The following is a 25,659-nucleotide window of genomic DNA, read 5'->3' on the forward strand; positions in this document are numbered from 1 at the left end:
GGTGGCGCCGCGTGCGGCGCCACCCCTCGGCCGTCCTGTTGTCACATGAGCTTGCTGAACACCTGGAAGCCCTGGCCGATCTGCAGCCCGCTGCCGACGAAGGGCAGGTTTCCGGGGTTGTGGTAGCGGTTGTTCGCGTAGTAGAAGAGGGTGCCGTCCGGCTTCCTCGCGAACAGGTCCGCGCTGCCGTCCCCGCTGATGTCCGCGGCGTTCATGATGTCGAACACCCCGAACCCGCTGCCGATCTGCGTCCCGGTGCCCGCGAACGGCACACCGCCCGGGTTCGAGCCGCTGTTGTTCGCGTAGTACCACAGCGTGCCGTCGGGCTTGCGGGCGATCAGGTCGGCGTGGCCGTCGCCGGAGATGTCCGCGCCGTCGAACCAGTCGAACACCCCGAACCCGCTGCCGATCTGGGCGCCGCCGCCGTCGAACGGATCACCGCCGCCGGTGCCGTAGTTCCGGTAGAACCACAGCGTTCCGTCCGACCGGCGACCGAGCAGATCCGCGTCGCCGTCGCCGTCGATGTCCGCGGCGTCGAGCCGGTCGAAGTTCTGGAACCCGTGGCCGACCTGGGTCCCGCTGCCCGCGAAGGGGACGTTCCCCGGGTTGGAGTACCGGTTGTTCGGGTAGTACCACAGCGTTCCGTCCGGCTTCCTGGCGAGCAGGTCGGCCGAGCCGTCACCGCTCAGGTCCGCGCCGTCGACCCAGTCGAACACCCCGAACCCGGAGCCCACCTGCGCACCGCTTCCGCTGAACGGGTCGCCCGGGTTGGCGTTGATGTTGTTGCCGTAGTACAACAACGTCCCGTCCGGCTTCACGCCCAGCATGTCCGCGTGGCCGTCGCCGCTGATGTCCGAACCGTCCACGGTGTGCCGGGCGGCGGGCTTGGCCTCCGCGATCAGCGCCACCGCCTTGGCCTCCGCGTCGCGGTACCGAAGCGGGCAGCACGACCGCTGCACGTCCTGGGCGATCTCCCAGGCCGCGAAACCGGGGTGGTCCCGCTCGCTGGCGATCGCCCTGGTGAAGAACGAGTTCGCCGCGTACTCCACGTTCATGATCTGTTCGACCGTGCCCCACCCCATGGACGGGCGCTGCTGGAACACGCCGAGCGAGTCGCGGTCGCCGCAGTTCAGATTGTTCATGTGGGACTCGACCCACCCCGCCTCGAACCCGGCGAGCATGACCTTGCCGGAAACGTCGAGCCGGTCCCCGACCCGGTACACGGCCGCGATGACCGCGGGATCGTGGTTGGCCGGGACCGTGCACATGATCGTCATGTCGTCCGCGGTCGGCGCGTCACCCGGTCTCGCGGCCGCGGTCCCGGTGGACAGGGCGGCCCCGGCGAGCAATCCGGCGATCACGAATCCGGCGGATATCCTCGTGCGCATCATTTCCCCCATGTCGTTTCGCGCCGCAACTCAGCTGATCTTGGTGAACGTCTGGAACCCGTGGCCGATCTGCAGGCCGCTGCCGACGAAGGGCAGGTTTCCGGGGTTGTGGTAGCGGTTGTTCGGGTAGTACCAGAGGGTGCCGTCGGGCTTGCGGGCGAACAGGTCCGCGCTGCCGTCGCCGCTGAGGTCGGCGGCGTTGATGATGTCGAAGGCCTGGAATCCGCTGCCGATCTGCGTCCCGGTGCCCGCGAAGGGCACACCGCCCGGGTTCGACCCGCTGTTGTTCGCGTAGTACAGCAGGGTCCCGTCGGGCTTGCGGGCGATCAGGTCGGCGTGGCCGTCGCCGGAGATGTCCGCGCCGTCGAACCAGTCGAACACCCCGAACCCGCTGCCGATCTGCGTGCCGCTGCCGGAGAACGGATCGTTGTTCGTGGTCCCGCCGTTGCGGTAGTACCACAGCGTGCCGTCGGCCTTGCGGCCCAGGAGATCCGCCCGGTTGTCGCCGTCGATGTCCGCTGCGTCGAGCCGGTTGAAGTTCTGGAAGCCGTGGCCCACCTGGATCCCACTGCCCGTGAACGGGACGTTGCCCGGGTTGTGGTAGCTGTTGTTCGGGTAGTACCAGAGCGTGCCGTCGGGCTTGCGGGCGAGCATGTCGGCGCTGCCGTCACCGCTGATGTCCGCGCCGTCGACCCAGTCGAAGACCCCGAAGCCGCTGCCGATCTGCGAACCCGTCCCCTCGAACGGGTCACCGTCGGCGGTGCCGTTGTTGTAGTAGTACCAGAGCGAACCGTCCGCCTTCACGCCCAGCAGGTCCGCAGCGCCGTCACCGCTGATGTCCGAACCGTCCACACTGTCCCGGACGGGATCGCTGCTCTCGACGATCTTGTCGTAGCGCACCGGGGTGTAGGTGCTCGCGGTAGCCGCGGTCCACACCCGTTCGGTCGTGGGCGAGCCGTTCGGGCCCGCCTGCTCTCGCACCCGTGGCTTCGTTCTCGCCGAGTCGGCCCAGCCGATGAAGATCGCCACGTGCCCGTACTCGTGGCCGCCGCCCGCCAGCCGCAGCAGGGCGTCGCCCGGCCGCAGGTCAGCCCGGGCGATGGGGTGCGTGACCTCGTGGAGCGACCCGGTCCACTCCGACTCCCTCAGCCCCCACACCATCGAGACGAAGCCGGAGCAGTCCGCGCGGTAGTTGCCGAAGTCGTTGGCGTGGCAGTGGTTCATGCTGTACGGGACCTGGTCCCTGATCCAGCTGAGCGACCGCGCCAGGGCCTGGCTCCTGGACATGGAGCGGTTCTCGGAGAAACCGCTCGCGCAGTAGACCAGGGCGCCGAACTCGCCGTTGGGCGTCATCTCCTGTGCGGCCGCGGGAGTGGTGAGCGCGCCGGTGAGCGCGAAGGCGGCGACCGCTCCCGCGGTCATTTTCCTGATGGACACTGTCGATCCTCCTGAATCCCCAAGGGGCGGTTCCCCTATCGCCACGCCAAGAGTGGCGAGGCAGGCTCAAGAAGATCTGAAAGCCGTTTCCCGGCTCCTTCAGCGGGTTTTCAGGGTTCGGCCGGACCGTCGGCCAGCGGCACCGCGACCAGCGCGGGCCGGGACCTCGGTTCCACCGCCTCCCGCGTGCCGTGCCCGGCGAAGGCCGCCGACGCCTCCGCCCAGGCCGCGTCGGCCTCGGCCGCCTGGCCCATGCCCGCGAGGACCTGGGCGAGGTCGCGCAGGGTCCGCGCCCGCCAGACCGGCAGCGACAGTGCCTCCCACCACTGCAGCGCGTGGTTCAGGAAGTGGTGCGCCTCCGCCAGGCGGCCCGCTGCCAGCTCCAGCTCGCCCAGCGTCCGCAGCATCAGCGCCTGGCCGAACCCGTCCTGCATCTCGTTGCAGGTGGCCAGGCAGGCAAGGAGGTCCTCGCGGACGGCGTCGCCGAGCCCCTGCCGGATCCGGATCTTGGCGATCGCCTGGCGGGCATAGGCGACCAGGAGGCGCTCGCCCGTCATCCGGAGCAGCTCCAGTGCCCTGGTGGACACCCGGGCAGCGCTGTTCAACCTGCCTGCGGCCCGGTGCACCATCCCGATCGAGCGCAGCACGACGGCCTCGCCCGTGCGGTCGCCGAGCTCGCGGTAGCCCGCGAGGGCGCGCTCGCAGGCGAGCTGGGCGGCGCCGAGATCGCCCTGCTCGGTGAGCACCCGGCCCAGTTCGTGGGCGGCGCGGGCGATGTCGCCGGGTTCAAGCAGGTCGCCGTCCACCAAGTCGAGCAGGTCGCGCGCACGGGCCAGCTCCCCCTGCTCGCGCAGCACGGTGCTCAGCGCCAGCCGGGTGCGGGCCTCGCTGCCCCGGTCGTCGATGGCGGCGTAGGAGGCGATGGCCTGTTCGTAGTAGGTGACCGACTCGTCGAAGCGGTCCTGCTCGTACCGCAGCCAGCCCAGGCCTGCGAGGAGCCGCGCCTCACCCGCGCGGTCGCCCGCCCGGCGGGCGGCCGCCAACGCCGCCGAGTGGGTGCGCCACCACTGGCTGAACAGGTTGCGCACCGAGAACCGCGACGCGCACAGCGCCGAGGCCAGGCGGGTGGCTATGCCCGTCAGCTCCATCTCACTGACCCGCTCGACCACCCGGACCAGGCCTGCCTGTTCCCTCTCGAACCACCCGTCGTAGTCCGCGAGCAGTTGGGCGACGAAGTCGTCGTCGAGGTACGGGTCGTCAACCGGGGAGCCGCCCGCGGCCTCCACGACCGCGAGGAGGGACTCCGCGACCCGGGTCAGCGCGGCGCTTGTCGCCTCCCGCGACTCCTCGACCTCGCCGCGCTCCCTGGCGAAGGCGCGGATCAGGTCGTGGATCTTGAACCGCGCGGGCCCTGCGCCGTTCGACACGTCGAGCAGCTGGGCGTCGGCGAGGCGCTCCACCAGTTCCTCGGCCTCGCCGACGGGGCAATCGATCAACGGCGCCAGCAGCCACGCGCCGAAGCCCGCCACGTCCACCAGACCGAGACCGCGCAGCGCTGCCCGTTCCCGGCCGTCGAGGCCGTTGTAGCTGAGCGCGACGCTGCCGCGGACCTCGAGGTCGCCCACGGTCAGCTCGGCCAGGATGCCGCGCTGGATCCGCAGCCGCTCGACCAGCCGGTTGAGCGGCCAGTGCGGGCGCGCGGCGAGCCGGGCCCCCGCGATGCGCAGGGCGAGCGGGAGGTTCCCGCACAGTCGCACGATCTCCCTGGCCGGTTCCTGTTCGACGCGCACGCGCTCGGCCCCGACGACGCGCTCCAGCAGCTCTATCGCCTCGGCGTCGTCGAGCAGCCGCAGGCCGAGGTGGACGGCCCCGTCCAGCGCGCCGAGCCGCTCACGGCTGGTCACCAGCACACCGCAGGACCCGCCCCCGGGCAGCAGGGGCCGGATCTGCCGCTCATCGGCGGCGTCGTCGAGCACCACCAGCAGACGCCGGTCGGCGACGATGGTGCGGTAGAGCTGGGCCCGCTCGTCCAGGTCGGCGGGGATGGCGGCGACGTCGACGCCGAAGGCGCGCAGGAAGGTGGCGAGCACCTCGCCTGGGTCGGCAGGCACGGCCTGCACGCCGCGCAGCGCGGCGTAGAGCTGCCCGTCCGGGAACTCGTCCCGCACGCGGTGGGCGACGTGGACGGCCAGCGAGCTCTTGCCCGCCCCCGGCTTGCCGAAGATCGCGCAGAGCCGCCTGGTCGCGTCGGAGCCGGTCAGACGAGCGGACAGCATCGCCGTCTCCGCCGCGCGCCCGGTGAAGTCGGCGACCTGGTAGGGCAGCTGTCGCGGCCGGAACACCGGCGGGCCGTCGTCGGGCCGACCCGCCTGCGTCTGCGTCTGCGCCGGTTCCGGCTCCGCTTGCAGGACCTGGGCGACCGCGGCCCGCAGCGCGGGGCCGGGCTCAAGCCCGAGCTCCTCCCGCAGCAGCGAGCAGCTCTGCTGGTACTCGGCGAGCGCGTCGGCCTGTCTGCCCGCCTGGTGCAGCGCGAGCACCAGCTGACCGCGCAGCCGCTCGCGGAACGGGTGCTCGGCCACCGCGGCCGTGAGCTCGGGGACCAGCCCGCCGCCCCGGCCCGCGCCCAGCCAGGCGTCGGCCTGGTCCTCGACCGCGGCGAGCCGCAGTTCCCCCAGCCGGGCGCGCTCGTTCTCCGCCCACCAGCCCTGGGCGCCCCCCAGCGCGCCGCCTCGCCAGAGGCCCAGCGCGTCAGCGAACCCCCTTGTCGCCTCGTCCCACCGGTCGTCGGCCAGCGCCGCCCTGGCGGCCGCGCATCCCAGATCGAAACGCCGCAGGTCCACCTGGTCCGGCTCGACGGCGAGGACATATCCGCCGCCCGCGCGCAGAACCACGTCGTCACCGCACAATGCCGAAATACCGCGCCGCAGTGTCGACACATATGTGTGCACTGCCGCCCTGGCCTGCTGCGGAGGATCCTCACCCCAAATCGCGTCGACCACCCCGTCGAAGGGAACGGTGCTACCGGCGTTGACGGCCAGCAGGGCCAGCAGCGTCTTCGGCTTCGGACCGCCGACGGATCCCGTTTTCCCGTTGTGGAATACCTCGACCTGACCCAGGATTCGGAAATCCACTCGGCCCCCCAGCGCTCCCGGATAATCCCGAATCAGCCTAGTGGCCGCCGCCACCGCCAAGACGGTGATTCCCGCGACGACCGAATGGAGCAGCGGCTTCGGTAATTCGGTTCCACCCCGGCGGGCGGCCGGGTAGCGTCCGGCGATCGTGGACCTCGTGGTGACGACCCTTGCCGACCGACCCGACCTGGTGAACCTGGCGCACGACTTCCCCGGCGCGTGGCCTGCGATGATGCAGCAGGACCCGGTGGCGGACCTGTACTACGACGTGATCGACACCGTGTTCGCCGAGTACGCGCTCGTCGCCTACGACCGGGACAACCCGGGGCGGGCGGTGGCCCGGGCGTACGCGGCGCCGTTCACCTGGGAGCGGGACGAGTTGCCCGACGCGGGCTGGGACGAGGTCATCCGGCGGGCCGCGCTGGACCGGCTCGCCGGGCGCGAGGGCGACCGGATCTCGGCGCTGGAGATCTGCGTCCAGCCCGATCTGCGCGGGACCGGGCTCTCCTCGGTCATGCTCGAGGCCATGCGGGCCAACGCCGGTCGGCTCGGGTACGACACGCTGCTCGCGCCGGTGCGGCCCAACGGGAAGGCCGACCCGTTCCTCCCGATGTCCGACTACGCCTTCCAGGTGCGCGAGGACGGGCTGCCGGTCGACCCGTGGCTGCGCGTCCACGTGCGCGCGGGCGGGCGGATCATCCGGGTCGCGCCGCGGTCGATGACGATCAGCGGGACGCTCGCCCAGTGGCGGGAGTGGACGGGGCTGCCGTTCGCCGAGGCCGGGCCGGTGGCCGTGCCGCACGCGCTGGCCCCGGTGCTCTGCGACCTCGACCAGGACCTCGCCGTCTACATCGAGCCGAACGTCTGGGTGGAGCACCGGACGGCTTAACCCGTTCGGCGTAATTTCCCCGGGTCGGTGTGACGAGACGGTCACGGCAGGCGACAGTCCGGGTGGGAGGGCGTCGAGACGGAGGTTCCAGTGCGACCGGTCAAGGCGGGTCCGGTGCAGGCGTTCGCGGCCGAGCTGCGGGCACTGCGCCGCCGGTGCGGCACCCCCGACTTCCCATCGATCTCGCGGACGACCGGCGCGTCGGTGGACGCGCTCGCGGCCGCGGTCGCCGGGGAGCAGCTGCCCACCTGGCCGACGGTGGCCGCGTTCGTGCGCGGCTGCGGCGGCCGGGTCGCGGACTGGCGGCAGCGCTGGGAGCAGGCCCGCGCCTGCCTCCTCGTGCGCATCCCCGCGCCCCGCATGCCCAGCTGAGCCGAATCTCACGGGGGCCAGCGCCCGGCCGCCACCCGGCTGCGGCGAGACTGGGGCCATGGCGACGTTCACCCAATGGGTCACCGGGGCGCGCGTGCGGACCCTGCCGAACTCGGTGGCCCCGGTCATCGTGGGGGCCGCGGCCGCGGCGCCCGCCTTCTCCTGGCCCCGCACCCTGCTCGCGCTGCTCGTCGCGCTGGCGCTGCAGGTCGGGGTGAACTACGCCAACGACTACTCCGACGGCATCCGCGGCACCGACGCCGACCGGGTCGGGCCGCTGCGGCTCGTGGGGTCCGGCGCGGTCGCCCCGGCCGCGGTGCGGGCGGCCGCGTTCGCCTGCTTCGGGCTGGCCGCCGTGGCCGGGCTGGCGCTGGTCGCGGTGAGCGGGCACTGGTGGCTGCTGCTGGTCGGCGCCCTCTGCATCGCGGCCGCCTGGTTCTACACCGGCGGCTCGCGGCCGTACGGCTACTCCGGCTGGGGCGAGGCCGCGGTGTTCCTCTTCTTCGGCCTGGTCGCGGTGCTGGGCACGCAGTACGTGCAGGCGGACACGGTCACCTGGACCGGCGCCGCCTGCGCCGCGGCCATGGGCTCGTTCTCCGCCGCCGTCCTGGTCGCCAACAACCTGCGCGACGTGCCGACGGACGCGGTCACGGGCAAGACCACCCTCGCCGTCCGCCTGGGCGAGGCCAACACGCGCCTGCTCTACGCCGCGCTGGTGACCCTGCCGTTCGCCATGACGCTGCTGATCGCGGTGTCGGCCAAGCTGGCGCTGATCGGCCTGCTGTCGGCGGCCGTGCTGATCCCGGCCGTCCGCGCGGTGACCGAGAAGGCGACCGGGATGGCGCTCGTGCCGGTGCTCAAGCAGACCGGGCTGGCGATGCTGGCCTGGGCCGTCCTCACCGGTGCGGGCCTGGCGCTGGGCTGATCGGGGGAATTCCCGGCAGGCGAACTGCCGGTGCCGCTTTCCGCCGCCCGCGACGGCGGGAGCGTAAAGGGCGGTCAAAGTCACAGCCGCGCGGAAGAAGGCCCGGCCCGGCCGGGTCCAGCGCCGTGGTGTTCGACGGTGAACCCGACCGGGCCGGTTGTGCTGAGCAAGCGTGCCGGGCTACGCGGGCGGAGTGTCCTCATCCCGGTCGCGACGGCGGTTCTCGTCGAGTTTGCGCAGGAAGTCCGGGTCGTCGTCGGGCGCGAGCGGAGTCCGCCTGCGCTGGGCGAGATCCGCGGTCTGTGGTCCGAACGCCCGCCACATCAGCACGGCGATCGTGAGGGCGCCGACCGCGGCGAGCAGGTACACCATCGAAGCCACCTCCAAGCATTGAGGTGTTCGAGGTTAGCCCTTTTGCCCGCCGGACGGGGCGGTCACGCCGGACCGTTCGCCTCGGTGGTCAACTCCGCGAGCAGGGTCTTCACCTCGGACTCGCGGAACCGGCGGTGCCCGCCGGGCGTGCGGATGGAACCGATGCGGCCCGCTGTGGCCCAGCGGGTGACAGTCTTGGGGTCGACGCGGAACAGCGCGGCCACTTCCCCCGGGGTGAGCAGTCGTTCGCCGACATGCGCGGTCACGGCTTCTTCCCTCCTTAGTCGCCGAGTGGAGCAAACAGGAGCATCGTGGCATCTCGCCCGCCGGGTACTCGAACGGTTGGCTGATAGTAAAGAGGTAGTAAGGGACAAAAAGGTTGGTTCGGACACCCTCTCGCGGGGGCCGTACGCTGCACATCCGTGGACAGTGTTGATCGCCGCATCATCGCAGCGTTGCGAACCAACGGCAGGATCACGTACGCCGATCTGGGCAGGCAGGTGGGGCTGTCGGCCTCCGCCGTGCACGAGCGGGTCGGCAAGCTGGAGTCGTCCGGGGTGATCACCGGCTACCACGCCGTCGTGGACCCCCGCGCGGTCGGCCTGGGCGTGACGGCCCTGGTCGGCATCCACCCCACGGACACCGCCGACGACGAGGACGTCGCCGACGCGCTCGCCGAGCTGCCGGAGATCGAGTCGTGCTACCGGGTCGCCGGGGACGAGGCGTTCGTGGTCAAGGTCAGGGTGGCGACGGTGGACGACCTCGAGCAGGCGCTCAACCGGCTGCGCCGCATCCAGGGCGTGGCCAGGACCCGCTCGACCGTGGTGCTCTCCACACGGTTCGAGGGGCGGCCGAACAGCCCCGAATCATCGGGCGCGGAGTAGCCTGCGAAGCGTGGATTCCACGCTCGGCCGCGATATCGCCCTCTACACGTTCGCCCGGATCGCCCTCGTCGCCGCGGTGACAACCGTGCTGCTGCTGTTCGACGTTCCGCTGCTCGTGAGCCTCGCGGTGGCCGTCGTGGTGGGGTTCCCGCTGGGGCTGCTCCTCTTCCGCGGGCTGAACGCCCGGGTCACCGAGGGCCTGGCCAAGCGCGGCGAGAAGCGGCAGTCCGAGCGTGACCGGCTACGCGCGCAGCTGCGTGGAGAGGACCCCGATCAGTGACGGCCATCGACCGCTGCAGCGCGCCCACGCGCGCCTGGGTCTGCGAGGCGATCCGGATCATCGAGGCGGACGCCAACCGCAGCGCCGACACCCACCTGCTGCCGTTCCCGCTGCCCGCGAGCTGGAACATCCAGCTCTACCTCAAGGACGAGTCCACCCACCCGACCGGCTCGCTGAAGCACCGGCTGGCCCGCTCGCTGTTCCTGTACGCGCTGTGCAACGGCTGGATCCACGAGGGCACGCCGGTCATCGAGGCGTCGTCGGGCTCGACGGCGGTCTCGGAGGCGTACTTCGCCAGGATGCTGGGGCTGCCGTTCATCGCCGTCATGCCGCGCACGACCAGCCCGGAGAAGGTGGCGCTGATCGAGCACCAGGGCGGTCGCTGCCACTTCGTCGACGAGCCCGGCCTGATCTACACCGAGTCCCACCGGCTCGCCGCCGAGCTCGGCGGGCACTTCATCGACCAGTTCACCCACGCCGAGCGCGCGACCGACTGGCGGGGCAACAACAACATCGCCGAGTCGGTGTTCGGGCAGATGGCGCGGGAGCCGCACCCGTGCCCGGAGTGGATCGTGGTCGGCGCGGGCACCGGCGGCACCAGCGCGACGATCGGGCGCTACATCCGCTACCGCGCCCTGGAGACCCGCCTGGCCGTGGTGGACCCGGAGAACTCGGTGTTCTTCGACGCCTGGCGCGACGGCACGGAGCTGACCGGCTGCCAGGGCTCGCGCATCGAGGGCATCGGGCGGCCGAGGGTGGAGCCCTCGTTCGTCGGCTCGGTGATCGACCGGATGATCAAGGTGCCGGACGCGGCGTCCATCGCGGTGATCCGCGAGGTGTCGGAGGTGCTGGGCCGCCGGGTGGGCGGCTCGACCGGCACCAACCTGTGGGGCGCCTTCGCGATCGTCGCCGAGATGCTGGCCGCCGGTCGCTCGGGCAGCGTCGTGACCCTGCTGTGCGACGGCGGCGAGCGCTACAGCCACACGTACTACGACGACGCGTGGATCGCCGCGCAGGGTCTGGACCTGGAGCCGTACGGCGAGACCGTGCGCAAGTTCCTCGCCACCGGCAGGTTCTCCGGCTAGGGAACTGTTCCCCGGCCCGGTTCGTCTTGTCGGGAAACGACACTGGGGGCAGTGGCATGGGCCTGACACCGGATCCGAGACTCACCGACGCCGACTTCGACCTGATCGCGTCCCGAGCCCGCAGCGCCGAGGCGTCACCGGCGCTGCGGGCGCTGCAGTGCCGCATCGACCGCGGGGACCTGACCTGGCGCGACATCACCGACGGCCGCACCGCCCGCGACCCCGACGTCCGCAGGGCGGTGGAGTCCGGCTTCCCCCGGTGGGACGGGTGACCCGTCGGTTTGTGGGCTTTCCGTCCTGGGCGAAAGGGGTCCCCGGATAGCGGCGGGCCGCACCCCCGTGATGAGGATGCGGCCCGTTCTCCGAGATCAGTGGGGCTGTGACGGCCTCGTCAGTGGGTCCGGCGCAGTTCGCTGGGGAAGTCGTCGGCGACGGTGGCGGCCAGTTCGAGGAGGCCGAGGCGGGTCTCCGGGAGGAGGCGGTCGAGTTCGATCTCGGCGCCTTCCTCCAGGTGCGGGTCGAACGGGATGCGGCAGACGGCGCGGCAGCGGGCGGCGAAGTGGGCGGCCAGCTTGTCGAGGTCGACCTTGCCCGAGCCGGGGCGCACGGAGTTGATCACGGCGACGGAGCGGGCGACGAGGTCGCGGTAGCCGTGGGCGTCGAGCCAGTCGAGGGTGGCCGAGGCGCTGCGGGCGCCGTCGACCGAGCCCGACGAGACGATCACCAGCGAGTCGGCCAGGTCGAGGACGCCCTTCATGGCCGAGTGCATCAGCCCGGTGCCGCAGTCGGTCAGGACGATGTTGTAGAAGTGCTCCAGCAGCGCGACCGTGCGGCGGTAGTCGTCCTCGCTGAACGCCTCCGACACCGCCGGGTCCTGCTCGCTGGCCAGCACCTCCAGCCGCGACGGGCCCTGCGAGGTGTAGGCGCGGATGTCGCTGTAGCGGCGGATGCGGTCGGCGTCGCGCAGCAGGTGCCGGACGGTGGCGGTGGTCTCCAGCGGGATCTTCTGGCTCAGCGTGCCCCGGTCGGGGTTGGCGTCGACGGCGATCACCCGGTCGCCGCGCAGCGACGCGAACGTCGAGCCCAGCGTGGTGGTGGTCGTGGTCTTGCCGACGCCGCCCTTGAGGCTGAGCATCGCGATCTTGTAGCAGCCGCGCAGCGGCTGGTTGACCCGGCCGATCAGCTCGCGGCGGCGCACGTCGGCCGGGCTCTCGCCGGGGTTGATCAGGTGGCCGCTGGCCACGTAGACCGCCCGCCGCCAACCCGACTGCGGGGCCCGCTTGACCTGCTTGACCAGCCGCGACGTCGACAGCTCGCCCTGGTGCTGCACGGGCTGCGGGGCCTGCTGGTAGCCGTAACCGGGGTAGTTCTGCTGGTACTGCCCGCCCGACGGCGTGGACTCCACGTAGTACCCGGGGTGCGGGCCGGAGTGGCCCGGCCCGACCGGGTACGCCCCGGACGTCGCCGGGTTCACGTGGTGCGGCCCCGACTGCCCGGGGGCGACGTGATGCGGACCGGACTGACCGGGCCCCACGTGGTGAGGACCGGACTGACCGGGGCCCATGGGGTGCGGGCCGGAGTGGCCGGGCGCCATGGGGTGCGGGCCGGACTGGGACGCCAGCGAGTGCGGGCCGGACTGGCCGGGGCCGACGGTGTGCGGACCCGACTGGCCCGCCACGGCGTGCGGGCCGGACGTCCCCGGGTGCGGCGTGGAGTCGGTGCCCGCCTCCTCGTCCAGGTGCGAGTCGGCCAGGTCGGGGTTGGGGCCGAAGTCGCCGGGCTCACCGCCCACCTGCGGCCGCCACGGCATGTCCGATTCCTCCGGGCGTCCAGTCACCCCTGCGCCCCTTCTCCCTCGCGTCGAACCCTCGGTTGCGACGGTAGTCGCTGGCCGTCGCGGCCCCTGCACTGGGTCAGGCGTAGGAGTGCATGCCGCTGACCACGAAGTTGATGAAGAACGTGTTGAACAGGATCACCACGAAACCGACCGTGTTCACCACCGCCGCGCGGGTGCCGCGCCAGCCCGCGGTGGCCCGCGAGTGCAGGTAGCCCGCGTAGACGACCCAGGCGACGAACGCCACGGTCTCCTTCGGGTCCCAGCCCCACGGCCTGCCCCACGCCGACTCCGCCCAGATCGCGCCCGCGATGATGCCGAAGGTGTAGATCGGGAAGGCGAAGATCGTGGTCTGGTAGGCCAGCCGGTCGAGGGTGTCGGCCGGGGCGAGCCGGGCGCCGAAGCGGTTGGGCGAGCGGTCGTGCTTGACCCGGGCCAGGTACAGCAGGCTGACCACGCCGGGGATGAGCAGCAGCCCGCTGGACGACGCCGCCGCGATGACGTGGATCACCAGCCAGTAGGACTTCAGCGCGGGCTGCACGGGCGCGGCCTCGGCGTAGAGCACGGTGAAGCCGAGGAACATCAGGATGACGACCGGCGTCATCACGAACGCGCCGAGCCTGCGGACGTTGTTCTCGCGGAACCTGCGCATGAGCACGAGCCAGCCGACGACGGCGACCAGCATGGTGGCCGCGCCGTACTCGTACATGTTGCCCCAGGGCGCGCGGCCGGTGGCGAACCCGCGCAGCACCAGCGACGCCAGGTGCAGCAGCGCGCCGAGGACGGTCAGCGCGACGGCCATCCGCCCGAAGCGCTCGGGCCGCGACCGGCGCGGCTCGTCCTCGATCACGCCGATCCTGACCTCGGGCGGCGGCGCGGCCGACCCCGCGGCGACCAGCTCGCGGGCCTCGGCGTGCTTGCGGGCGCGGCCGAACGCGCCCTCCACGGCGTACCCGATGAGCGCGAGGAAGTAGATCAGCGCGGCGGCGGCGTAGGCCCAGTCGCTGTACTCGGCCAGGTTCTGGTCGATCGGCATGTCAATCCCTTCCGGAGCGCAGCGTGGACGCGATCCTGCCGAACTCCTCGCCGTATCCCGCCTGGTCGGTGCGGGCGAGCCCGCCGACCGACACCACGGTACGGCCATCGGGGCCGGGGCTCGCGCGCACCCACAGCCTGCGCCGCTTGATCGTCAGCGACACCCCGAGGCCCAGCAGCATCAGCACCGCGAACCCGAGCACCCAGACCTGGGCCGGGTCGTGCGAGACCTGCAGCGACACCCAGCGCTCGACGCCGTCGAACTTGACTCGCGTGCCGTCGTCGAGCGTGATCTCCTCGCCGAGGTCGAGGTTCTCCCTGGCCACCCTGGTCAGCCTGCCGCTGTCCACCAGCGACTGGTCGATCTCGAAGATCGACTGGCCGCGGCCGGAGTCGATGCCGAGGTCGCCGCGCATGACGTCGACGGCGACGCCGGGGTCGGTGAGGTCGGGGAAGGAGGAGCTGAGCACGCCGCCGTGGACGATCTGGGTCGGCGCGAACAGCCCGGTGACCGCCAACTGCCGCTGCCTGCGCTGCTCGGGGTCGGTGACGCCGGGCGGGTCGAACTTGGTCGCGCCCTCGGAGAGCAGGGTCAGCTCGTCGACCGGACGCCACTGGATGGTCTGGGTGCGGACCTCGCCGTTGGGGAAGGTCACGGTGAAGATCGGCGCGTAGCCGTGGCCGAGCAGGTAGACGCGGTCGCCCTCGGTGCGCAGCGGCTCGTTGACCCGCAGGTCGTACGGCCGCCACGTGCCGGTCTCCAGGTCGTGGCCGGACTGGTAGTCGATGTCGGCGGTGAACTGGTCGGCCTGGCCGGAGGGCAGGTAGTCGGCCTGGAAGCTGTTGACCCGCACGCAGAACGGGGTGAGGTTCGTGCCGTCGACGCGCAGCCCGGGGCGGAACGAGTCGTAGCCGAGGGTGCCCGCGTTGCAGAACTGCGAGCCGTTGGCCAGCACGATGACCTGGCCCTCGTAGTTGATCATCTTGCCGACCGCCAGCGCGACGATCAGGCCGAGCATGGCGAAGTGGAAGACCAGGTTGCCGGTCTCGCGCAGATAGCCCTTCTCCGCGCTGACGGTGCGCGCGCCCCCGTCCTCGGTGCGCTCGGTGACGCGCCAGCCGCGCAGCAGCCCGGTCGCGGCCTTGACGACCTCGTCGGGGGTGCGGTCGGTCTCGGCCGTGTCGTGGTGGGGCAGGCGCGCGAGGTTGCGCGGGGTGATCACGGGCTTCGCGCGCAGCGCGCGGTAGTACTCGGCGGTGCGCGGGATCAGGCAGCCGATGATCGAGACCGACAGCAGCAGGTAGATCGAGGAGAACCAGACGCTGGCGTAGACGTCGAAGGCCTGGACGCGGTCGAGGAACTGGCCCCACCAGCCGTTGGCCTCGATGAACTGCTGCGTCGCGCGCAGGTTCAGCGACCGCTGCGGCAGCAGGGCGCCGGGCAGCGCGGCGAGGGCGAGCAGGAACAGCAGGACGAGCGCGGTCCGCATGGAGGTCAGCCCGCGCCAGGTGTTGCGGAGGAACGCGGTCACAGCGGCAGCCGAACGTCGGTGACCACGGTGTTGCGCAGCCAGGACACCAGCTCGCCCCACAGCCCGGTGACCAGCGCGAGCCCGACGACGATCAGCAGGGCGCCGCCGACGAGCTGGATGGTGCGGCCGTGCCTGCGCAGCCAGCCGGTGGCGCGGACGGCCCAGCGCGCGCCGACGGCGATCAGCAGGAACGGCAGGCCGAGGCCGAGGCAGTAGACGACGACGAGCAGGTAGCCGCGCGCCGCCGACCCGCCGGTGGCGCTGGCCAGCGAGAGGACCCCGGACAGCGTCGGCCCGATGCACGGCGTCCAGCCGAGGCCGAACACCGCGCCCAGCACCGGCGCACCCGCCAGGCCCATGCGCGGCGTGCGGTGGATGCGGACGTCCTTCTGCAGCGCGGGGACCAGGCCGATGAACACCAGGCCCATCGCGATCGTGACGACGCCGCCCACGCGTTGCAGGACGTCCTGGTTGATCAGCAGGGCGTCGGCGAGCCAGACCAGGCTGCCGACGGTCGCGGCGAAGACGACGGTGAACCCGAGGATGAACAGCCCCACCGCGCCGAGCACCCGGTACCGCCCGCGCTTGCGCTCCTCGTCCGCGCTGACCGCGGGCGCGTCCGCGCCGACGAGCGCGGCGAGGTAGGCGAGGTAGCCGGGGACGAGCGGGACGACGCACGGGGACGCGAAGGAGATCGTCCCGGCCAGCAGCGCGACCAGCCCGGCCAGCACCAGCGGGCCGGAGACGGCGATCTGCGTCGGATCCACCCGGTCAGGGTAGGCAAGCCGCCATTCGTGGCCGCAGCCGGAGGTCGGCTGGCGCGGGCTGGGTCACAGGCACATTCGAGTGTTCCTCCTGTAACGGGGGTGACCTGCGAATTTGAACAGGAAACCTGCGGTTGGGGTACTGAATCGATTTTGCTCCTTGTCGGCCTGGGACCGTATACGGCGCTACTCCTGGTCCGAAGGGAGTAGGAGGAGGTGCCGGTCGTGGCCGAATCAGTCCGCCCCGCGGTCGACGCGGTGTTCACCCGCTTGAAGTCATCGGCGTTCCACGAGTTGGTCGACCGCGCCCGCCTCGGCGACCGCGGCGCGGCCGACACGCTGGTCTCCTGGATCCATCCGGCGATAGTCCGCTACTGCCGAGCCCGCATCGGCCGCACCGGCTCGGCCTTCTCCACCGCCGACGACGTCGCCCAGGAGATCATTCTCGGCGTCCTCAAGGCCGTCCCCCGCTTCACCGACGCGAGCACGGCCTTCATGCCGTTCGTGTACGGCATCGCCTCCAACAAGGTCGCCGACCACTACCGCCGCGTCGCCCGCGACCGCTACGAGTCCGTCGCCGAGTTCCCCGACATCCCCGACGCGGGCGTGGGCCCCGAGCAGCTGGCCGTCCGCGGCGAACTGACCAGCCGCATGGCCGCCCTGCTCAACGACATCGCCCCCCGCCAGCGCGACATCCTCATCCTCCGCATGGTCGTCGGCCTGACCGCCACGGAGATCGCCGCCACCCTGCGCATGAGCCCCACCGCCGTCCGCGTGGCCCAACACCGGGCCCTGGGCAAACTCCGCGGGAGGCTGAAGGCGGAGGACTGGCTCTGACTACTCCGCCACCAGGCGGCCGAGGATGGGTTCGAGGTCGGAGGCGAGCAGCTCGCGCATGAAGGCGGCGGCGACGCGGCCTTGCTTGTCGATGACGAAGGTGGCGGGCACCACCGCGCGGGGGTAGCCCTTCAGCGCCAGCAGCGAGCGGCCCGGGGGGTCGTAGATCGACGGGTAGGTCAGGCCCTGGTTGATCATGAAGTCCCGGGGCTCGGTCTCCTGGAAGTCCCGGACGGCGATGCCGAGGACCTGCACGCCCTTGTCGCCGTACTCGTCCTGGACCTTCTGCAGCTCCGGGGCCTCGACGCGGCACGGGGGGCACCAGGAGCCCCAGACGTTGAGCACGACGACCTTGCCCCGGTAGTCCGAAAGGGACAGCGTCGTGCCCGGCTCCATCAGCGACGGCCCGGACAGCTCGGGCAGCGGCTTGCGGTCGGCGCCGTCGTAGGTGATGTCGGTCTGGCCGCCCGGGGAGACGAAGACGAACTCGGAGTTCGTCGGCGAGTTGTCCGTCCCGGTGCAGCCCGCCGCGAACAGCAGGGCCAGGACCGCGATGACCGCCCTCATGCGCCGGTGTTCTTCGGGTCGCTCGCCCCGGCAGGCTCGCTGTAGCGGATGGCGACCAGTTGCTCGTGCTCGAAGACGAGGCTGGTCAGCGACGCCAGCGAGCACTGGCGGCGGGTGGGGTTGTGCCACAGCCGCCTGCCCTCCAGGTACCGCCGGACCGTCCACACCGGCAGCTGGTGCGACACGCACACCGCCTCCCGGCCCTCGGCCGCCGCGCGCGCCCGGTGCACCGCGGCCAGCATCCGGTGGGCGATGCGCAGGTACGGCTCGCCCCACGACGGGGTGAACGGGTCGCGCAGGTGCGGCCAGTTGCGCGGGGAGCGCAGCGCGCCGTCGCCGACGGAGACCTTGCGGCCCTCGAAGACGTTCTCCGACTCGATCAGCCGCTCGTCGGTGGCCAGGTCCAGCCGGTGCGACGCGGCGATGGGCTGGGCGGTCTGCTGGGCGCGCTCCAGCGGCGAGGCGACGACGTACGCGATGTCGTTGCCGCTGAGGTGTTCGGCGACCGTCAGCGCCTGCCGCTCCCCGGTGGCGGAGAGCCGGTAGCCGGGGAGCCTGCCGTAGAGCACGCCGGTGGGATTGTGCACCTCGCCGTGGCGGACGAGGTGGACGATCGTCTGGGTCATGCGGGCTCCTTCGCGGCCGCTGCGGCGGCCGCCGCGGGAGGCAGGGCGGCGGCGATCTCCTCGAACGCCGCGTCGTCGAGGGCGGCGCTGACGAACCACGCCTCGAACGCGCTGGGCGGGGCGTACACCCCGTGGTCGAGCAGGGTGTGGAAGAACGCGGGGAACCGCCAGGTCTGCGCCGCCTTCGCCGAGGCGTAGTCGACCACCTCACCCTCGGTGAAGAACACGCTGAGCAGGTTGCCCGCGTACTGCACCCGGTGCGGCACCGACGCCGCGGTGAGCGCGTCGCCGATCAGCGCGCCGAGGCGCTGGGAGTTGGCGTCCAACGCCTGGTAGACGGCCGCGTCGGCGGCGCGCAGCGTCGCCAGCCCGGCGGCGACGGCGACCGGGTTCCCCGACAGCGTGCCCGCCTGGTAGACCGGCCCGGTCGGGGCCAGCTTGGCCATCACGTCCGCGCGGCCGCCGAACGCGGCGGCGGGCAGGCCGCCGGACATGACCTTGCCGAAGGTGTAGAGGTCGGCGGCGATCGGCTCGATGCCGTGCCAGCCGGAGGCGGACACCCGGAACCCGGTCATCACCTCGTCCATGATCAGCAGCGCGCCGTGCGCCGCGGTGATCTCGCGCAGGCCCGCGTTGAACCCGGGCAGCGGGGCGACCGCGCCCATGTTGCCCGCCGCCGCCTCGGTGATCACCGCGGCGATGGACGGGCCGTGCTCGGCGAACGCCGCCCGCACCGCGTCCAGGTCGTTGTACGGCAGCACGATGGTGTCCGACGCCTGCGCGCCGGTCACGCCGGGCGAGGTGGGCAGGCCGAGGGTGGCCACGCCGGAGCCCGCGTCGGCGAGCAGCGCGTCGACGTGGCCGTGGTAGCAGCCCGCGAACTTGACGATCTTCGTGCGCTCGGTGAACCCGCGGGCCAGCCGGATGGCGCTCATCGTCGCCTCGGTGCCGGAGTTGACCAGCCGGACCCGCTCGACCGGGGCGACCCTGGCGATGATCTCCTCGGCCAGCTCGATCTCCGCGGCCGTGGGCGCGCCGAAGGACAGCCCGCCGGTCGCGGCCTCCCGGACGGCGTCGACCACGGCCGGGTGGGCGTGGCCCAGGATCATCGGGCCCCAGGAGCAGACGAGGTCGACGTAGCGGTTGTCGTCGGCGTCCCAGAGGTGCGGACCGCTGGCGGCCACCATGAACCGGGGCGTCCCGCCGACGGCGTTGAACGCGCGCACCGGCGAGTTGACGCCGCCGGGGATGACCTGGCGGGCGCGGTCGAACAGGCCGGCCGATGCGCGCACATGCGCGGGCTGCGGAGTCACACCTCCAGTCTGGCAAACGGACCGGCGTGTGCGGGGTCACGGGGTTATGGTGCGGAGGGTGTGGCGCCTGTTGCTCGCGGTGACGGTCCTGGTCGTGTCGGCCGGGCCGGTCGCGGCCGAGCCGCCGTTGCGGCTCCCGAACCAGATCACCGACCGGGTCGACGCGCTCTCCGGCGGGCGCGCCGCCGTGCAGCGGGCGATCGACCAGCTCTACGACGAGCGCAGGCTGCGCCTCTGGGTGGTCTACGTCGACAGCTTCGACACCGCGGGCTGGGCCGAGCGGACCGCCGACCTGAGCGCGCTCGGCGAGCGGGACGTGCTGCTCGCGGTGGCCACGGAGGCGCGGGAGTACCGGATGTTCTCCCCCGGCCTGCCCGCCGAGGTCAGCGACGCCGAGTTCGACGAGATCCGGGTCGAGCGGGTCGAGCCCGCGCTGCGCGGGCAGGACTGGGCGGGCGCTGCCGTCGCCGCGGCGGTCGGGCTCCAGGCGGCCGCCGGTCCGCGCGGGTACGGATCGCTGCTGGTGATCGTCGGTCTGCTGGTCGTGGGCGGGCTCGCGGTGTGGTGGTACGCCCGCCGCAAGCGGGCCCAGCGGCGGGCGGCGGGGCTGGTCGCGGCGCGCGACATCGATCCGGACGACCCCGCCGCGCTGGCGGAGCTGCCCGACGACGTGCTCGACGAGCGGTCACGGGAGCTGCTGGTCGAGGTGGACAACGCGCTGCGCGCCAGCGCCGAGGAGCTGGAGCTGGCCCGCGACGAGTTCGGCGAGGCCCGCACGCGCCCGTTCACCGACGCCTACACCGGCGCGCGGGCCGCCATGGAGCACGCCTTCGCGCTGCGGCAGCGGCTGGACGACGATCTGCCGGAGACCCCGGCGCAGCGGCGGGACATGCTCGTCGAGCTGATCGCCGTCCTCGGCCGCGCCGACCGCGACCTCGACGCCCGCGTGGCGGAGTTCGACGCGCTGCGCGACCTGCTGATCAACGCCCCGGCCCGGTTCGACGCGCTGACCGAGCAGCTGGTGGGCATCACCGTGCGGCTGCCGGAGTCCGAGGCCGCGCTGGAGCGGCTCGCCGGGGAGTTCCCCGCGCCCGCGATCGCCGCGGTGCGGGAGAACGCGGCGATGGCCAGGCAGCGGCTCGCCTTCGCCGAACAGTCCATTGCCGACGGTCGCGCCGCCGTGGCCCGGCCCGCGGGCGAACAGGGCGACGCCGTCGCGGCGATCCGGGCGGCGGAGGGCGCGATCGGCCAGGCCCGCGCCCTGCTCGACGCCGTCGACAACGCCGAGAGCGGCATCCGCACGGCCACGGCCGAGCTGCCCGCCGCGCTCGACGCGCTGCGCGCCGACATCGCCGCGGCCGAACGCCTCGACGACCCGGCGCTGGCCGACGCGCTCGCCGCGGCACGGGCAGCGCTGGACGTCGACCCGGCCGACCCGCTGGCCGCCCACGCCGCGGTGACCTCGGCCGATGCCGACCTCGACGCCGCCATCGCCGCGGCGGGCGAGCGCCGCCAGCGGGTCGAGCTGCTCCGGCAGACGATCGCGGCGGCGAGCGCGCGGATCTCGGCGGTCGAGGACTTCATCGCCACCCGCAGGGGCGCCGTCGGCGCGCGGGCCCGCACCCGGTTGGCCGAGGCCCGCCGCCACCTCGCCGAAGCGGACCGCGCGCCGGACCCGGCCGGGGGCCAGCGCCACGCCCAGGCCGCGAACGACCTCGCGGCCCGGGCGGCGGCCGAGGCCGAGGCGGACGTGCAGGACTGGGAGAGCGCCCGGATGGCCGGTCCCGGCGATCCCGGCGCGATGCTGGGCGGGATCCTGATCGGCAGCATGCTCGGCGGCGGCTTCCGCGGCCCGTTCGGCGGCGGCTTCGGGGGCGGCTTCGGCGGCGGGTTCGGGGGCGGCGGCTTCGGCCCCGCGTCCTTCGGCGGCACCCGCGGCACCCGCCGCTATGGCGGCGGCGGCCGCTTCTGACCCCGGAGACCGGGCACAATGGCGGGAGACCCCGGAGGAAGGCACCCATGAGCGAGCACCCGCCCCAGGGCGACTACGACGAGTCGGGCGTGCCCAGCCTCGACTACGTGCGCGACAAGATCGAGGGCCGCTTCGCCACCTCGACCGGCGCGACCGAACTCACCGAGGCAGGCCACGAGGCCGCCGAGATCGACAAGCAACTGGCCGAACGGGAGAAGGCAGGCGCCGACCGCCTGGCCGAGATTCGGCGGGCGATGCGCGGCGAGTAACCGCCGCAGACCAACGCCCGAACCGCGAGGACAAGGTTGCGGACCGCGCCCGAAGACTTGGGCAGGGCCCGCATAGCCGAGCGAGATTGCGGACCGCGCCGAGGACACTCAGCCCTTGGGCCGGGCCCGCACGGCCAGAACGACGTTGCCGGCCGCGCTCAACGCTTGGGCCGGCCCCGCACGGCCAGAACGACGTTGCCGGCCGCGCTCAACGCTTGGGCCGGCCCCGCACGGCCAGAACGACGTTGCCGGCCGCGCTCAACGCTTGGGCCGGCCCCGCACGGCCAGAACGACGTTGCCGGCCGCGCTCAACGCTTGGGCCGGCCCCGCACGGCCAGAACGACGTTGCCGGCCGCGCTCAACGCTTGGGCCGGGCGCGCACGGCCAGAACGACGTTGCCGGCCGCGCTCAGCGCTTGGGCCGGGCGCGCACGGCCAGGACGAGGTTGCGGACCGCGTCGAGGAGGGTCAGGGCGGCCGCGGTGCCCGAGGCGACCGACAGGGCGACCAGGTCGCCCGCGTACTCGGTGAACTCCAGGTCGGGGCGTTCGGCCAGCGGCGTCGTCACGACCACGCCGCGGTTCCACAGCCACAGGGCCAGCGCCACCAGGCCCGCCGCCGCCACGACCTCGATCGCCGCGACGACGCCCCGCCGCGGCTGGTTGAGCGGCTGGGTGGGTTCGGGCCAGGTCAGGTGGGCGCCCTCGGCGGTCTCCGCGGTCACCCGGTCAGCCTCTCATGGCCCGCGGCGGGACCCGTGCAGAACTCGCGGACGTCCGCGCGCAGCAGCAGCGCGATCACCGCCGCCCATGTCAGCGCCAACACCGTCCCGGCCACCATGTCCAGCGGCGCGGACAGCGCCACCGCCACCGCGTGCGCGGTCAGCACGCCCCACAGGGCGCACACGAACAGCGCCACCCGCGCCCACGCGTGGCCGGTGCGGACGGGGAACGCGGCGGCCAGCGCGCCGAGCGCCGCGACGCCCGCGCTGACCGCCATCCAGTCGGGCTCGCGGTCGGAGAGCGCCAGCAGCACCCCCACCGCGCCCGCGCCCAGGAACGCCCCGCATAACGCGGCTGTCACAGCCACCGGACGCACCAAGGGATCAGGGTGAGACGCCATCACGGGGGATATGTAGCCGCTGGCCCCTCCCGCGTTACCGAATCCTCAGTAGGTCCGCCGCTGTCCCTTGAAGTAGTCGTTCGAGTCCCGCAGGTACATGGTCACGATGGCCGCCGCGACGAAGGCGATGATCACGAACGTGACGCCCGCGTTGGCGCTGGCCGTGCCGAGCAGCGTCAGCAGGATCAGCAGGCCGCCGAACACCGTGAGCACGATCCGCGCCCAGTTGCGCCCCGCCCGCATCGGGAAGGCGCAGCCGAGGAAGGCGACGAGGAAGATCGCCGGGAGGGCGATCGCCACCGCGAGGAACACGTCGGCTGCCTGGCCAAGCTGGTCGTCGCCGATGCCGGTGTTGGCCTCCCGCAGCGCGTCCTCCACCGCGCCGCGGTCGATCGACAGTGCGCCGATCAGGCTGATCAGGAGCAGCACGGACACCGCGATCCACAGCCAGAACGCGATGGAGACCATCTTGGGCCGGTCCTTGCCCGGACTTGCCGGTTCCGGGTGCACGGGCGGGGCCGGGGGCATCGGTTCGTACGGGTTGTCAGGGCCGCTGGTAGTCATGCGGAAAACGCTATTGCGTCAGCGGGGTCTCCGCATGCGGGCCTGGAAGTAGGCCGACGACTCGCGCTGGAACAGGTACACCACCGCGGCCGAGCAGCAGGCCACGTCCGCCAGGTTCCACATCAGCCCCAGCTCGGCGTTGGTCTGCGCCGCCGCGGTGAGGAAGCGGACCAGGCTGAACGCCGTCAGCCCGGCGAACACCACCCGCGCCCAGTTGCGGCCGTCCCGGAACATCAGCGCCAGCAGCGTGAACAAGCCGATCGTGATCAGCACGCCGATCACCCCGGCGATCGGCACGGCGCGGGTCATCATCGCGATCTCGGCCTCGGTCGCGCCCTGCTGCGTGCGCACGACCTGGGCGGCGAACTCGTCGTCGAACACGGTGATCACCGTGCCGACCGAGCCGACGAGGGTGCCGCCGATGGCCAGCCACGCGGCCGTGTCGAGGGCCTTCGGCCGCGGCGGCGTGGACGGCACCGGGAGCGGGGGCATGGCGGGGAAGGTCACTGGTCCTCCGATCGCGCACCGAGAACGGTGGTCAGCGCGGCACGCATCCGGCCCGGGTACTTCGCCCAGGCCAGCACGGTGCTGCCGTCGTCGAGCGTCAACGGGATCTCCGTGGTCTTGCGCGGCACGGCCAGCCCGCCGCCGAGCACCGGGGCGCCTGTGCCGTCGCCCTCGCCCAGCCCGGCGATGCGCTCGACGGGGAGCGTCTGCGGGCCCTGGCGCAGGGTCTCGTCGGTCAGCTCGACCGCGCACACCTTGCGGCGGGCGTTGACCCACCCGGCGGCCATGAGCGTCAGCACGATCCCGACGACGACCCACGCGAACACGTGCACCGGCCCGCTCAGCGCCTCCACGCCCGCGCCCGCCAGGCAGAACGCGGGCGCCCACAGCACCGGCCACCAGGTGGAGCCCGGCTCGGCGTAGCGGACGCTCATCGCCCGTGGGCGTCGTAGAAGCGGCGCGACGCCGGGAAGTACATCAGCGCCATCGCCAGGACGGTGAGCAGCGCGCAGACCAGCCCGAAGATGGTGACCCGGCCGAAGCCGTACTGGAAGAACGCGCTCAGCACGCCGACGACGAGCAGCAGCGTGCGCGCCTTCCGGACGCCCGTCCGCGCCTGGTAGGCCAGCAGCCAGTACAGGATCAGGAAGACCGCCGAGCCGGTGACCAGCCAGACCGTGAGGCCCTGGACGATCTCCTGCGCCTGCTCGGGCGGCAGCGACTGCGCCTTGGCCATCCCGTCGACCAGCGTGCGCTGGTTGAGCATCACGGCCAGCCCACCGGCCAGCCCGATGGCCCCGGCGACGAGCCAGAGCCAGTAGGTGGCCGACACCAGGCCGGGCGGCCGCACCTGATCGCCCGCCGCCTCGTCGGCCGTCGGCATGATCGGCGGTTCTTCGGTGGTCACCGCTCGACGATACTCAGCGCAGCCAGCGCGCTGCCTCGGTGGCCCAGTAGGTGAGCACCAGGTCCGCGCCAGCGCGGCGGATCGACACCAGCGTCTCCATGACGGCCCGCCGCCGGTCCAGCCAGCCCTTGGCCGCGGCCGCCTCGATCATCGCGTACTCGCCGGACACCTGGTAGGCCGCGACCGGCACGTCGGACATCTCCCGCACGGCGCGGATGACGTCGAGGTAGGCCAGCGCGGGCTTGACCATCACCAGGTCGGCGCCCTCCCGCAGGTCGAGCGCGGTCTCCCGCAGCGACTCCCGCACGTTGGCCGGGTCCTGCTGGTAGGTGAGGCGGTCGCCGGTGAGCGTGGACTCGACGGCCTCGCGGAACGGGCCGAAGAAGGCGGAGGCGTACTTGGCGGAGTAGGCGAGGATGCCGGTGTCGATCAACCCGGCCGCGTCCAGCGCCTCCCGCACGACGCCGACCTGCCCGTCCATCATCCCGCTGGGCCCGAGCAGGTGCGCCCCGGCCTCGGCCTGCGCGACGGCCATCTGGGCGTAGATCGACAGCGTGGCGTCGTTGTCGACCCGCCCGTCGTCGTCGAGGACCCCGCAGTGGCCGTGGTCGGTGAACTCGTCGAGGCACAGGTCCGACATCAGGACGGTGTCGTCGCCGAGCTCACCCCGCAGATCCCTCAGCGCGGCGTTGAGGATCCCGTCCGGGTCGACGCCCCCGGACCCGACCGCGTCCTTGGTGGTGGGCACGCCGAACAGCATGATCCCGCCCACCCCGGCCTGAACGGCCTCGACCGCCGCCTTCCGCAACGAGTCCCGACTGTGCTGCACAACCCCGGGCATACTCGAAACGGCGACCGGCTCGGTGGCGCCTTCCTTGACGAACATCGGCAGGATCAGCTGACGCGGCGCCACCTCGGTCTCGGCCACCATGCGCCGCATGGCCGCCGTCCCCCGAAGCCTGCGCGGCCGATGGCTGGGAAACATCGTCTCATTCTATCGGCGGCGGCAGGCCTCCCGACCACACCCCACCGTGCCCTCCCCCACGTC

At 72.6% G+C, this 25,659-nt stretch carries 29 protein-coding genes; 10 read left to right on the top strand and 19 right to left on the bottom strand.

The window, feature by feature from the left end:
• Nucleotides 1-41: 41 nt before the first annotated feature.
• The 3 genes from Actkin_RS30260 to Actkin_RS30270 all read right to left on the bottom strand — a co-directional run bounded on the left by Actkin_RS30260 (nucleotide 42) and on the right by Actkin_RS30270 (nucleotide 6,010).
• Complete coding sequence (locus Actkin_RS30260) at nucleotides 42-1,361, bottom strand: FG-GAP repeat domain-containing protein (protein WP_258905117.1); 1,320 nt, start codon at nucleotides 1,359-1,361, stop codon at nucleotides 42-44.
• Nucleotides 1,362-1,418: 57 nt separating this feature from the next.
• Nucleotides 1,419-2,810, bottom strand: coding sequence for an FG-GAP-like repeat-containing protein (locus tag Actkin_RS30265; protein WP_258905118.1), 1,392 nt, complete (start codon nucleotides 2,808-2,810; stop codon nucleotides 1,419-1,421).
• A 125-nt stretch (nucleotides 2,811-2,935) separates the two neighbouring features.
• Nucleotides 2,936-6,010 carry an AfsR/SARP family transcriptional regulator gene (locus Actkin_RS30270; RefSeq protein ID WP_309569091.1) on the bottom strand — a complete coding sequence of 1,025 codons (3,075 nt, stop codon included), beginning with the start codon at nucleotides 6,008-6,010 and terminating at the stop codon, nucleotides 2,936-2,938.
• Between the two features lie 94 nt (nucleotides 6,011-6,104).
• Here Actkin_RS30270 and Actkin_RS30275 point away from each other — a divergent pair, with 94 nt between their 5' ends.
• From Actkin_RS30275 to Actkin_RS30285, 3 genes are all read left to right on the top strand, one after another.
• Nucleotides 6,105-6,845: a GNAT family N-acetyltransferase gene (locus Actkin_RS30275; protein ID WP_258905120.1), complete on the top strand. Its 741-nt coding sequence runs from the start codon at nucleotides 6,105-6,107 to the stop codon at nucleotides 6,843-6,845.
• A gap of 90 nt (nucleotides 6,846-6,935) precedes the next feature.
• Nucleotides 6,936-7,217, top strand: a complete 282-nt coding sequence (locus Actkin_RS30280) for a hypothetical protein (RefSeq protein ID WP_189209403.1) — start codon at nucleotides 6,936-6,938, stop codon at nucleotides 7,215-7,217.
• A gap of 58 nt (nucleotides 7,218-7,275) precedes the next feature.
• Nucleotides 7,276-8,142: a 1,4-dihydroxy-2-naphthoate polyprenyltransferase gene (locus tag Actkin_RS30285; RefSeq protein WP_258905122.1), complete on the top strand. Its 867-nt coding sequence runs from the start codon at nucleotides 7,276-7,278 to the stop codon at nucleotides 8,140-8,142.
• Between the two features lie 180 nt (nucleotides 8,143-8,322).
• Here the strand turns inward: Actkin_RS30285 and Actkin_RS30290 are convergent, their stop codons facing one another.
• Together Actkin_RS30290 and Actkin_RS30295 are read right to left on the bottom strand one after the other, a co-directional pair.
• On the bottom strand, nucleotides 8,323-8,514 hold the full coding sequence (locus Actkin_RS30290; RefSeq protein WP_189209401.1) for a hypothetical protein: 192 nt from the start codon (nucleotides 8,512-8,514) through the stop codon (nucleotides 8,323-8,325).
• Between the two features lie 62 nt (nucleotides 8,515-8,576).
• Nucleotides 8,577-8,780, bottom strand: a complete 204-nt coding sequence (locus Actkin_RS30295) for a BldC family transcriptional regulator (RefSeq protein WP_189209400.1) — start codon at nucleotides 8,778-8,780, stop codon at nucleotides 8,577-8,579.
• Nucleotides 8,781-8,936: 156 nt separating this feature from the next.
• Here Actkin_RS30295 and Actkin_RS30300 point away from each other — a divergent pair, with 156 nt between their 5' ends.
• The 4 genes from Actkin_RS30300 to Actkin_RS30315 are packed head-to-tail and all read left to right on the top strand — an operon-like array spanning nucleotide 8,937 to nucleotide 11,035.
• Nucleotides 8,937-9,398 carry an Lrp/AsnC family transcriptional regulator gene (locus tag Actkin_RS30300; protein ID WP_189209399.1) on the top strand — a complete coding sequence of 154 codons (462 nt, stop codon included), beginning with the start codon at nucleotides 8,937-8,939 and terminating at the stop codon, nucleotides 9,396-9,398.
• A gap of 10 nt (nucleotides 9,399-9,408) precedes the next feature.
• Nucleotides 9,409-9,678 (top strand): DUF4229 domain-containing protein, encoded by a 270-nt coding sequence (locus Actkin_RS30305; RefSeq protein ID WP_229786651.1) that lies wholly within the window; start codon nucleotides 9,409-9,411, stop codon nucleotides 9,676-9,678.
• Nucleotides 9,675-10,763 (top strand): L-cysteine desulfhydrase Cds1, encoded by a 1,089-nt coding sequence (locus Actkin_RS30310; RefSeq protein WP_189209398.1) that lies wholly within the window; start codon nucleotides 9,675-9,677, stop codon nucleotides 10,761-10,763. Before Actkin_RS30305 ends, Actkin_RS30310 begins: the two co-directional genes overlap by 4 nt.
• A gap of 56 nt (nucleotides 10,764-10,819) precedes the next feature.
• Nucleotides 10,820-11,035: a hypothetical protein gene (locus Actkin_RS30315; RefSeq protein WP_189209397.1), complete on the top strand. Its 216-nt coding sequence runs from the start codon at nucleotides 10,820-10,822 to the stop codon at nucleotides 11,033-11,035.
• A 119-nt stretch (nucleotides 11,036-11,154) separates the two neighbouring features.
• Here the strand turns inward: Actkin_RS30315 and Actkin_RS30320 are convergent, their stop codons facing one another.
• From Actkin_RS30320 to Actkin_RS30335, 4 genes are all read right to left on the bottom strand, one after another.
• Nucleotides 11,155-12,600, bottom strand: coding sequence for an AAA family ATPase (locus Actkin_RS30320; RefSeq protein ID WP_258905123.1), 1,446 nt, complete (start codon nucleotides 12,598-12,600; stop codon nucleotides 11,155-11,157).
• A 76-nt stretch (nucleotides 12,601-12,676) separates the two neighbouring features.
• The gene (gene ccsB, locus Actkin_RS30325) at nucleotides 12,677-13,633 is read right to left on the bottom strand and encodes a c-type cytochrome biogenesis protein CcsB (RefSeq protein WP_189209396.1); all 957 of its coding nucleotides are present in this window, start codon (nucleotides 13,631-13,633) and stop codon (nucleotides 12,677-12,679) included.
• Nucleotide 13,634: 1 nt separating this feature from the next.
• Entirely contained in the window at nucleotides 13,635-15,122 is a 1,488-nt protein-coding gene (locus Actkin_RS30330) for a cytochrome c biogenesis protein ResB (protein WP_258908051.1), read from the bottom strand.
• Between the two features lie 38 nt (nucleotides 15,123-15,160).
• Nucleotides 15,161-15,931, bottom strand: coding sequence for a cytochrome c biogenesis CcdA family protein (locus tag Actkin_RS30335; RefSeq protein ID WP_258905124.1), 771 nt, complete (start codon nucleotides 15,929-15,931; stop codon nucleotides 15,161-15,163).
• A gap of 267 nt (nucleotides 15,932-16,198) precedes the next feature.
• Between Actkin_RS30335 and shbA the strand changes: the two genes are divergently transcribed.
• Complete coding sequence (gene shbA / locus Actkin_RS30340) at nucleotides 16,199-16,765, top strand: RNA polymerase sigma factor ShbA (protein WP_258908053.1); 567 nt, start codon at nucleotides 16,199-16,201, stop codon at nucleotides 16,763-16,765.
• On the opposite strand, the gene Actkin_RS30345 is transcribed toward shbA, so the two are convergent.
• From Actkin_RS30345 to hemL, 3 genes are read right to left on the bottom strand one after another with little or no spacing between them, the layout of a single operon-like run.
• Entirely contained in the window at nucleotides 16,766-17,332 is a 567-nt protein-coding gene (locus tag Actkin_RS30345; protein WP_258905126.1) for a TlpA family protein disulfide reductase, read from the bottom strand. It abuts the gene before it with no gap.
• Nucleotides 17,329-17,958: a histidine phosphatase family protein gene (locus Actkin_RS30350; RefSeq protein WP_189209393.1), complete on the bottom strand. Its 630-nt coding sequence runs from the start codon at nucleotides 17,956-17,958 to the stop codon at nucleotides 17,329-17,331. The genes Actkin_RS30345 and Actkin_RS30350 overlap by 4 nt, the downstream gene beginning before the upstream one ends.
• Nucleotides 17,955-19,250 carry a glutamate-1-semialdehyde 2,1-aminomutase gene (gene hemL, locus Actkin_RS30355; protein ID WP_258905129.1) on the bottom strand — a complete coding sequence of 432 codons (1,296 nt, stop codon included), beginning with the start codon at nucleotides 19,248-19,250 and terminating at the stop codon, nucleotides 17,955-17,957. Before hemL ends, Actkin_RS30350 begins: the two co-directional genes overlap by 4 nt.
• 79 nt (nucleotides 19,251-19,329) lie before the next feature.
• On the opposite strand from hemL, the gene Actkin_RS30360 reads away from it, so the two are divergent.
• Both Actkin_RS30360 and Actkin_RS30365 read left to right on the top strand, forming a co-directional pair.
• A complete protein-coding gene (locus tag Actkin_RS30360; RefSeq protein WP_258905130.1) occupies nucleotides 19,330-21,243 on the top strand; it encodes a TPM domain-containing protein in 1,914 nt (637 codons plus the stop codon).
• A 47-nt stretch (nucleotides 21,244-21,290) separates the two neighbouring features.
• The gene (locus Actkin_RS30365; protein ID WP_258905131.1) at nucleotides 21,291-21,512 is read left to right on the top strand and encodes a hypothetical protein; all 222 of its coding nucleotides are present in this window, start codon (nucleotides 21,291-21,293) and stop codon (nucleotides 21,510-21,512) included.
• Nucleotides 21,513-21,920: 408 nt separating this feature from the next.
• Here Actkin_RS30365 and Actkin_RS30370 read toward each other — a convergent pair whose 3' ends face one another.
• From Actkin_RS30370 to hemB, 7 genes are all read right to left on the bottom strand, one after another.
• Nucleotides 21,921-22,235, bottom strand: coding sequence for a hypothetical protein (locus tag Actkin_RS30370; protein ID WP_258905132.1), 315 nt, complete (start codon nucleotides 22,233-22,235; stop codon nucleotides 21,921-21,923).
• Entirely contained in the window at nucleotides 22,232-22,600 is a 369-nt protein-coding gene (locus Actkin_RS30375; protein ID WP_189209389.1) for a hypothetical protein, read from the bottom strand. The genes Actkin_RS30370 and Actkin_RS30375 overlap by 4 nt, the downstream gene beginning before the upstream one ends.
• 78 nt (nucleotides 22,601-22,678) lie before the next feature.
• The gene (locus tag Actkin_RS30380; RefSeq protein ID WP_258905133.1) at nucleotides 22,679-23,197 is read right to left on the bottom strand and encodes a hypothetical protein; all 519 of its coding nucleotides are present in this window, start codon (nucleotides 23,195-23,197) and stop codon (nucleotides 22,679-22,681) included.
• A gap of 18 nt (nucleotides 23,198-23,215) precedes the next feature.
• Nucleotides 23,216-23,689 carry a hypothetical protein gene (locus Actkin_RS30385; protein WP_189209387.1) on the bottom strand — a complete coding sequence of 158 codons (474 nt, stop codon included), beginning with the start codon at nucleotides 23,687-23,689 and terminating at the stop codon, nucleotides 23,216-23,218.
• A gap of 11 nt (nucleotides 23,690-23,700) precedes the next feature.
• Nucleotides 23,701-24,138, bottom strand: a complete 438-nt coding sequence (locus Actkin_RS30390) for a transport-regulating membrane protein Mce1N (RefSeq protein WP_189209386.1) — start codon at nucleotides 24,136-24,138, stop codon at nucleotides 23,701-23,703.
• Nucleotides 24,135-24,611, bottom strand: a complete 477-nt coding sequence (locus tag Actkin_RS30395; RefSeq protein ID WP_258905134.1) for a hypothetical protein — start codon at nucleotides 24,609-24,611, stop codon at nucleotides 24,135-24,137. Before Actkin_RS30395 ends, Actkin_RS30390 begins: the two co-directional genes overlap by 4 nt.
• A gap of 13 nt (nucleotides 24,612-24,624) precedes the next feature.
• Nucleotides 24,625-25,596, bottom strand: a complete 972-nt coding sequence (hemB, locus tag Actkin_RS30400) for a porphobilinogen synthase (protein WP_189209384.1) — start codon at nucleotides 25,594-25,596, stop codon at nucleotides 24,625-24,627.
• Nucleotides 25,597-25,659 lie beyond the last annotated feature (63 nt).

This window comes from Actinokineospora sp. UTMC 2448, from assembly GCF_024760565.1.
Taxonomy (GTDB): domain Bacteria; phylum Actinomycetota; class Actinomycetes; order Mycobacteriales; family Pseudonocardiaceae; genus Actinokineospora; species Actinokineospora fastidiosa.